Source organism: Bacteroidales bacterium (assembly GCA_021157585.1).
GTDB lineage: Bacteria > Bacteroidota > Bacteroidia > Bacteroidales > UBA12170 > UBA12170.
The window spans coordinates 1-7669 of the sequence record JAGGWH010000074.1 but is presented as its reverse complement, the minus strand read 5'-3'; the positions used below and the strand labels follow the sequence as shown (position 1 = coordinate 7669).

5 protein-coding genes are annotated in these 7669 nt (G+C 35.2%); 3 read left to right on the top strand and 2 right to left on the bottom strand.

Annotated elements, in window-relative coordinates:
• The 3 genes from J7K39_04875 to J7K39_04865 all read left to right on the top strand — a co-directional run.
• Positions 1-989 (top strand): SusF/SusE family outer membrane protein (locus J7K39_04875; protein ID MCD6179216.1); only part of this gene is annotated, 989 nt, incomplete at its 5' end.
• 86 nt (positions 990-1075) lie between these two features.
• Positions 1076-2929, top strand: a complete 1854-nt coding sequence (locus J7K39_04870; GenBank protein MCD6179215.1) for a glycoside hydrolase family 13 protein — start codon at positions 1076-1078, stop codon at positions 2927-2929.
• 79 nt (positions 2930-3008) lie between these two features.
• Positions 3009-5420 carry a TonB-dependent receptor gene (locus J7K39_04865; protein ID MCD6179214.1) on the top strand — a complete coding sequence of 804 codons (2412 nt, stop codon included), beginning with the start codon at positions 3009-3011 and terminating at the stop codon, positions 5418-5420.
• Positions 5421-5679: 259 nt separating this feature from the next.
• Here J7K39_04865 and J7K39_04860 read toward each other — a convergent pair whose 3' ends face one another.
• Together J7K39_04860 and selD are read right to left on the bottom strand one after the other, a co-directional pair.
• The gene (locus tag J7K39_04860) at positions 5680-6003 is read right to left on the bottom strand and encodes a cupin domain-containing protein (GenBank protein MCD6179213.1); all 324 of its coding nucleotides are present in this window, start codon (positions 6001-6003) and stop codon (positions 5680-5682) included.
• A 7-nt stretch (positions 6004-6010) separates the two neighbouring features.
• Positions 6011-7669, bottom strand: a 1659-nt coding sequence (selD, locus tag J7K39_04855) for a selenide, water dikinase SelD (GenBank protein MCD6179212.1), incomplete at its 5' end; no start/stop codon positions are given.

The window sequence follows — 7669 nt, the reverse complement described above, 5'->3', positions numbered from 1 at the left end:
AAGATGCATTTGTAAGCGAACTAACGGGATTAGAAAAATATACAACTTACCATGTTCGTGCTTTTGCAACCAATAGTGCAGGTACTTCTTATGGATCTGATATTGAGTTTACTACTTTAGCAGATATTCAAACTTGGAATATTCCTGGTGATTACGTAGAAGCTAGTTATCCTGGTTCAGGATTAGCAAATTGGTCACCAGATAAATCACCTCAAATAATTAGCACCATTGCTTCTCCAGATAATTTAGAAGGCTATGTTTATATGGCAAATGCTTCTAATCAGTGGAAATTTGCTAGTCAAATGAATTGGGATGGACCTAATTACGGAACTGATGGAGCTGGTAACTTAGATCCTAATGGTGGAAATATCGTTGCAGATGCAGGTTATTATAAAATAAATGCCAATACAGATGCAATGACATTTACTGCCGTTGCAACCGTCTGGGGAGTAATTGGTGATGCTACAGCTGGTGGTTGGGGTGATGAAACACCTTTAACCTATAATCCTACATCAAAAACTTGGAGAGGTGTTCAAACATTAACGGCTGCTCAATTCAAATTCAGAGCAAACCATAATTGGGACTATAACTACGGTAGCGATGCCGCAGATGGAAACTTAAGTGTTGGTGGTGCAAATATTGTTGTTGATGTTGAAGCTGATTATTCTATAACTTTAGATCTCAGCCATCCAAATGAATATACTTATTCATTTAATCGCTGGGGTTTAATCGGTGATGCCACTCCTGGTGGATGGAGTGATGATACCAATATGACTTGGGATGCTGCAAATAATGTATTTACAGTTACTCTAGACTTAGTTTCTTCCGGATCCTTCAAAATTAGAGCCAACGACGATTGGGCTATTAATTATGGTGGAGACTTAAATGCTCTTGAAGCAGGTGGTGCCAATATTAATATTGACTCTGACGGAAATTATACTGTTACTTTCGATCCTTGGGGATTGACAGCAACAGTTACTAAAAACTAATAACCTAAAATTTCCAAAAGCCCATCCGTCAAAAGACAGATGGGCTTTTTTAATATTTTTGTTCTTTAAAACTCAAACAACAAATCATGAAAATCAGAAATCTTTTCTTTAGTATAACACTAATTCTTGTAGGCACAATTGGTTTTGCTCAAAACTATAAAATCAAGCATTTAGAACCTGCATTTTGGTGGACAGGCATGGAGTACAAACAAATACAAATACTTGTTCACGGAGATCAAATTAGCGAACTTTCTCCTAGCTTCTCCTACCCTAACCTAAAACTAGATTCTGTTATTCGTACAGATAATTCAAACTATTTATTCCTATACCTCAGCCTCAATGAAGAAGCCGAAGCTGGAAAATTTGACCTCATTTTTAAGAAAGGAAAGAAAGAAAAACTTCGCTATACTTTTGAATTAAAAGAGAGAAGGAAAAATTCTGCACAACGTATTGGTTTTAACAATAGCGATGCTATATATTTGATTACGCCTGATCGTTTCGCTAATGCTATCCCTGAAAATGATGAAGTGAATAAGCTGCTTGAAGGTAAAAATCGTAATGAAGCCTATGGCCGACACGGCGGTGATTTACAAGGCATTATAGACCACTTAGACTATATTCAAAAAATGGGATTTACTGCTATATGGCTAAATCCGGTCTTAGAAAACAATGTTAAACGCTCAAGTTATCACGGATATTCTACTACTGACTATTACAAAGTTGATGCTCGATTTGGAAGTAATGCCGATTACGTAAGATTGAGTGAAGAGGCATCCAAACGTGGCATTAAACTTATAATGGATCAAATTATGAACCATTGTGGACTAGAGCATTGGTGGACTAAAGATATGCCTACAAAAGACTGGTATCATTATCCTTCTGATATTAAAATTACTAATCACCGAAGGACTACCCTCAGCGATCCTTATGCCTCAAAGAGTGACAAAGAACTTTTTGAAAATGGATGGTTTGTACAATCTATGCCCGACTTAAATCAATCCAATCATCTATTAGCCGATTATCTTATTCAAAACAGTATTTGGTGGGTAGAATATGCTAATCTTGGCGGAATCAGACACGACACTCATCCCTATTCAGGAAAAGAATTTATGGCTGAATATGCTTGTAGAATAATGCAAGAATATCCCAATTTTAATATTGTGGGCGAAGAATGGAGTCCAAATCCTGCTGTTCTTGCAAAATGGCAAAATGGTAAGAATAATCCTGATGGTTTTAAAAGTTGTCTTCCTTCATTAATGGATTTCCCATTACATATTGCTTTATTAAATGCTTTACACGATGAGGAAAATTGGAACAAAGGGTTTATAAATCTTTACGAAATGCTGAGTAATGATTTTATGTATCCTAATCCCGAGAATTTGGTAATTTTCCCCGACAATCATGACATGCAACGTTTTTACACACAGATTAATGAAGATTTCAATCTCTTTAAAACAGCCTTGATATATGTTGCAAGCACCAAAAGAATTCCTCAAATATTTTATGGTACAGAATATTTGGCTACAAGCCCTGAAGAAAGAAACGACGGTCTTATCAGAAGTGATTTTCCCGGAGGTTGGAAAGCTGATAAAATAAATGCTTTTACCGGAAGAAATTTATCTAAGCAGCAGTTAGAAGCTCAAAACTTTGTACGTAAACTATTCAATTGGAGAAAAGAAAATTCAGTTATTCATAATGGCAAACTGAAACACTTTGCACCTGAAAATGGGACTTACGTCTATTTTAGATATAATAAAGAAAAAACGGTAATGGTTATTCTAAATAAAAACAAGGAAAACACTACTTTACATACGGAAAGATTCAATGAAATAATTTCCGGATATACTACTGGTACAGACGTAATTACAGGAATAAAATACAATTTAAATTTGATAGATTTACCTGCTAAGACATCTTTATTACTCGAGCTTTCTAAATAAGAACTATTGGCATAAATCTTGCTTATGTAGAAGTCTGAAATTGAAAGAATATTTCTTTTTTTGAATTACTTTTGTAAGCATGAAACACCAACCATTTATTTTAGTACTTATCTCACTTTTATTCTTAGGAATACAAGGCTATGCGCAAGAAATTAAACTAATTTCCGGCAAATACAAAACCCCTCTCGAACAAGTTCTTGCTACCAATCAAGAGCAAAGCACAACCGCAGTCTCCAATGAAAATGGAATAATGGATATTTCTGCATTTAATATATCCGATACTTTATATTTTCATCATACTGCTTATCTCGACTTCTCTATTCCATACAATAAAGCACTGAAACAGAAGACTATAATATTAATTAGTAAAGAGATAAAACTAAACGAGATAGTGATTTCTGCTACTAAGTGGGAAGAAAATATAGAAGAAATACCTAATAAAATTGAAAAAATAGATAGTAAAACTATTGCTTTTACAAATCCTCAAACTTCTGCCGATCTTCTAAAGAATACCCCGGGAATTTATATTCAAAAAAGCCAAATGGGTGGCGGAAGTCCTATGATTCGTGGCTTTGCTGCTAATAGCATTTTACTAATGTTTGATGGAATAAGGATGAATAATTCTATCTACCGAAGTGGTAATTTGCAAAATATTATTACTGTCGACCCTTTTCTTCTTGAACAATCGGAAGTTATTTTTGGACCCGGCTCCATTGTTTACGGAAGCGATGCTATGGGAGGGGTTATCGACTTTCATTCAAAGAAAATAATATTAAATACTGATAATACTTTAAATTTTAACGGACAAGCAATTAGTCGGTATACCTCTGCAAATAACGAAAAAACAGCACATTTTCATTTTTCTTTGGCTAAAAAGAAATGGGGATCGTTTACCAGCTTTTCTTATACGAACTTTGGTGATCAAATAATGGGAAATATTGGTCCAAGTGAGTATGAGCGGCACTACTACATAGAACGTATTGATGGTATTGATTATATGATTAGAAATGAAAATACAAATAAGCAAATATATTCAGGCTACAATCAGTTAAACTTTATGCAAAAGTTTAAATATCAAGCTAATAAAAATCTTAGTATTGAGTATCTGTTTTACTATACTAAATCCTCCGATATTCCTCGCTACGACCGCCTAATACAAATAAGTGATGAAAACTTAAAATATGCAGAATGGTATTACGGCCCACAAAACTGGATGGTGAATAGTATTAGTTTACAATCAAAAAAAACAGGAAAGCTCTGGGATGCTTTCAAACTCCAATTTAGTGTACAACAATACGAAGAAAGCAGACATGATAGGCGTTTTAATGACAATAACCTAAATTCCCGTTTTGAGAATCTAAATATATTTAGTTTCAATGCCGATTTTAATAAAAAACTCTCACCTGATTTCTTCTATTTTTACGGAATAGAAGCATATAACGATAATTTAAAATCTACGGCATACACCAAAGACATAACAAATAATATCCAAAGTCCTTTATCTACACGCTATCCCGATGGAGATAATAGTTATCAAACCTTAGCAGCTTATTCTGCATTTAGATATAAGCTAAACCGAAAAATAGATATCAGCGGCGGACTTAGATACAGTTATGTAAAGCTATATTCCAGCTTTGAAGATAAAAGCTTCTTCCCCTTTGATTATGAAACTATCGATTTACAAAACGATGCTTTTACGGGCAGTATAGGCTTGGTTTACAGAAGTGAAAAGAACACACGTGTAAATTTCAATCTCTCAACGGGATTCCGTTCTCCAAATATTGATGATATTGCCAAAGTATTTGATTCTGAACCAGGAACGGTGGTTGTTCCTAATCCAGATTTAAAAGCAGAATATGTTTATAGTGCTGATTTAGGCTTGAATCAAGCTTTTTTAGATCAAAAATTATCTGTTGAATTAATCTGCTTTTATTCTTATTTGGATAATGCAATGGTAAGAAGAGATTTTTCTTTGGATGGACTAACAACCATGATATACGATAGTGAAGAAAGTGATATACAAGCCATTACAAACGCTGGATTTGCCGAAATATATGGGATTACCGCACAAGCAAATCTAAAACTCAACGAATATCTTATTTGGAAAGCCGGAGTTAGCAGAATAGTAGGCATTGATAATGATGGATTTTCTGTTCGTCACGCCCCTCCTATTTATGGAAATTCAAGCTTTAACTTTGAAAAAGATAAATGGAAATTTCAGTTAAATACTTTTTTTAACGGAGAAATGGCTTTTGAAGACCTTCCTCCTTCCGAAGCAGACAAACCTCACTTATATGCTGAGGATGAAAATGGGAATCCCTACTCTCCAGCTTGGTTTACAATTGATTTAAAATCGAGCTACAGCTTTTCCGAAGCATTTTCCGTCCTTTTTGAATTAGAAAACTTAATGGATAAACGCTACCGAACCTATTCTAGTGGAATAACCGCTCCGGGAAGAAGTTTTAGAGTTAGTCTGAATTATCAGTTTTAAACAAATAAACAGATTAAGCACCATACTTATAAAAAATAAAAAACACCATAAAGGCGCAGAGTCACAAAGATTTATTCTCTAAATCTTCATTTTCTTAGTGTCTTGGAGTCTCTGTGATGTCACAATATGTATAAAAAACACCACGAAGTCACTGAGCCACAAAGAGTCACTTCCTTTTCATAGTGTCTTAGGGTCTTCTGTGATACAAGGCACAAATAGATTGAGCACAATGTTTACAAAAACAAAAACTAAACTTTTATTAAAATTTAAAATCCTCTCTGGCAGGATGAAAGATATCAATTAGTTTACAATGAGAAACCGCTTTTCCTGAATGTTTTACATTAGAAGGTATAACAACTACGCCTTCTGAATAAAGCTTTATTAGCTCTCCATCCACAATCAATTCAAACTCTCCTTCAATTAAATTAACTATTTGCTCCTGTTCATGGCTATGTTCAGGAATTTCCGAACCCGCAACTATATCCCAATATGCCGTAGTCATATTTTCAGAGTGAACAAATTTACCATGAAAGCCAGGAAGAACTTCTTTCGAACTAATTTCCGTTAAATCAGTATATTGCATACTATTTTTATATAATATTAATTTTACCTTTTCCTTTGGAAGTAAAGTTACCAATAATTTTAGCTTCTTTTATCCCTGCATCGTATAAATCTTTCAAATAAGCATTAGCATCCTCTTCTGATAAAGCAAGTAAAAGACCTCCCGAAGTTTGTGCATCACACAAAAGTAATTGATTGGTTCGACCGTGACTACCAAAATCAACATCTTCACGCACATATTCCAAATTATTAAACGATCCTCCCGGAATTACACCTGCCGTTGCCATATTCTTTGTCTCTCGAATAAATGGAAGCTCATCAAATACAATATCCACATCACATTCAGAAGCCTTTGTCATCTCGCGTAAATGTCCCATAAGCCCAAAACCCGTAACATCAGTACAGGCATGAACTTGATAATTCATCATCAACTCAGCAGGAATTTTATTGAGCTGAGCCATCCGCTCTCCTATTTCTTCTATCAAATCGGCTTCTAACATTCCTCTTTTTACAGCTGTCGATAGAATTCCTGTTCCCAAAGGCTTAGTAAGTACTAAAACATCTCCAGACTTCGCTCCTTTGTTCCTAATAATCTTATCAGGATGAATTAAACCGCTCACTACCATTCCATATTTTGGCTCAGGATCTTCAATTGTATGTCCGCCTAAAACAGCAATCCCAGCCTCCTGTGCTTTAGCATGCGCACCCTGTAATATTTGCTCTAAAACACTTAAAGGCAAGGTATCTTCAGGAAAACCTACAATATTTAAAGCAAAAATTGGCTTTGCTCCCATAGCATAAATATCGCTTAATGCATTTGCTGCCGCGATAGCTCCAAATTGATAAGGATCATCCACAATTGGTGTGAAAAAATCGAGGGTTTGCACCAAAGCTAAATCATCTGTTAAGCTGTAGACCGTTGCATCGTCCGAAGTTTCTGTGCCTACCAAAACCTGCTTATCAAAAACAGGAGGTAAAGTCTTTAAAACTTGCTCCAATTTTTGAGGCTCAATTTTACAAGCACAACCTAAACCGTGAGTATAATGCGTTAACTTAATCACTTTTTGCTCACGAATTTCCAATTTAGCATCTGATTCTTCTTTAGGCATCAAGCTTTTAACAGTAGAAACAATCTCATCTGCTGCTTTTTTCATATCTGCCATAGTAGAACCTCTACCCGTAGAAAAACGAATGGTTCCCATAGCAAAATCAAGAGGAACCAACATAGCTTCCAAGACTGCTGAAACATCAATACTCTCGGAATGACAAGCCGCTCCGGCAGAGGCTGCAACACCTTCCAAACGATCAATTAAAGTATTGGCTTCTATTCTGGGAAAAGACAGACTGAGCGTATTCGGTAAACGATTTTCGGGATGCCCATTCAATTTAATATCTGGTAATTCTTTCACTAAAAGTTGATGCAAATAATCTCGCGTTTCTTTGTAATGAATAGCATTTTCTTTCAGGTTAGCTTTTGCTAATTCACAGGCTTTACCGAGACCTACAATTTCCAATACATTCTCTGTTCCTGCTCTTAGGTTTTGTTCGTGATCAGCTCCATGCATCAACTTTTCTAAATGTACTCCATTGCGAATATATAAAGCTCCTATTCCTTTTGGAGCATACAACTTATGTCCTGCAACACTCATTAAATCAACACCTAAAGCTTTTACATCAGCTTTAATTTT

Coding starts and splice junctions, on each gene's coding strand:
- J7K39_04865 (MCD6179214.1), top strand. CDS start 3,009: ATGAAACACCAACCATTTATTTTAGTACTTATCTCACTTTTATTCTTA.
- J7K39_04860 (MCD6179213.1), bottom strand. CDS start 6,003: ATGCAATATACTGATTTAACGGAAATTAGTTCGAAAGAAGTTCTTCCT.
- J7K39_04870 (MCD6179215.1), top strand. CDS start 1,076: ATGAAAATCAGAAATCTTTTCTTTAGTATAACACTAATTCTTGTAGGC.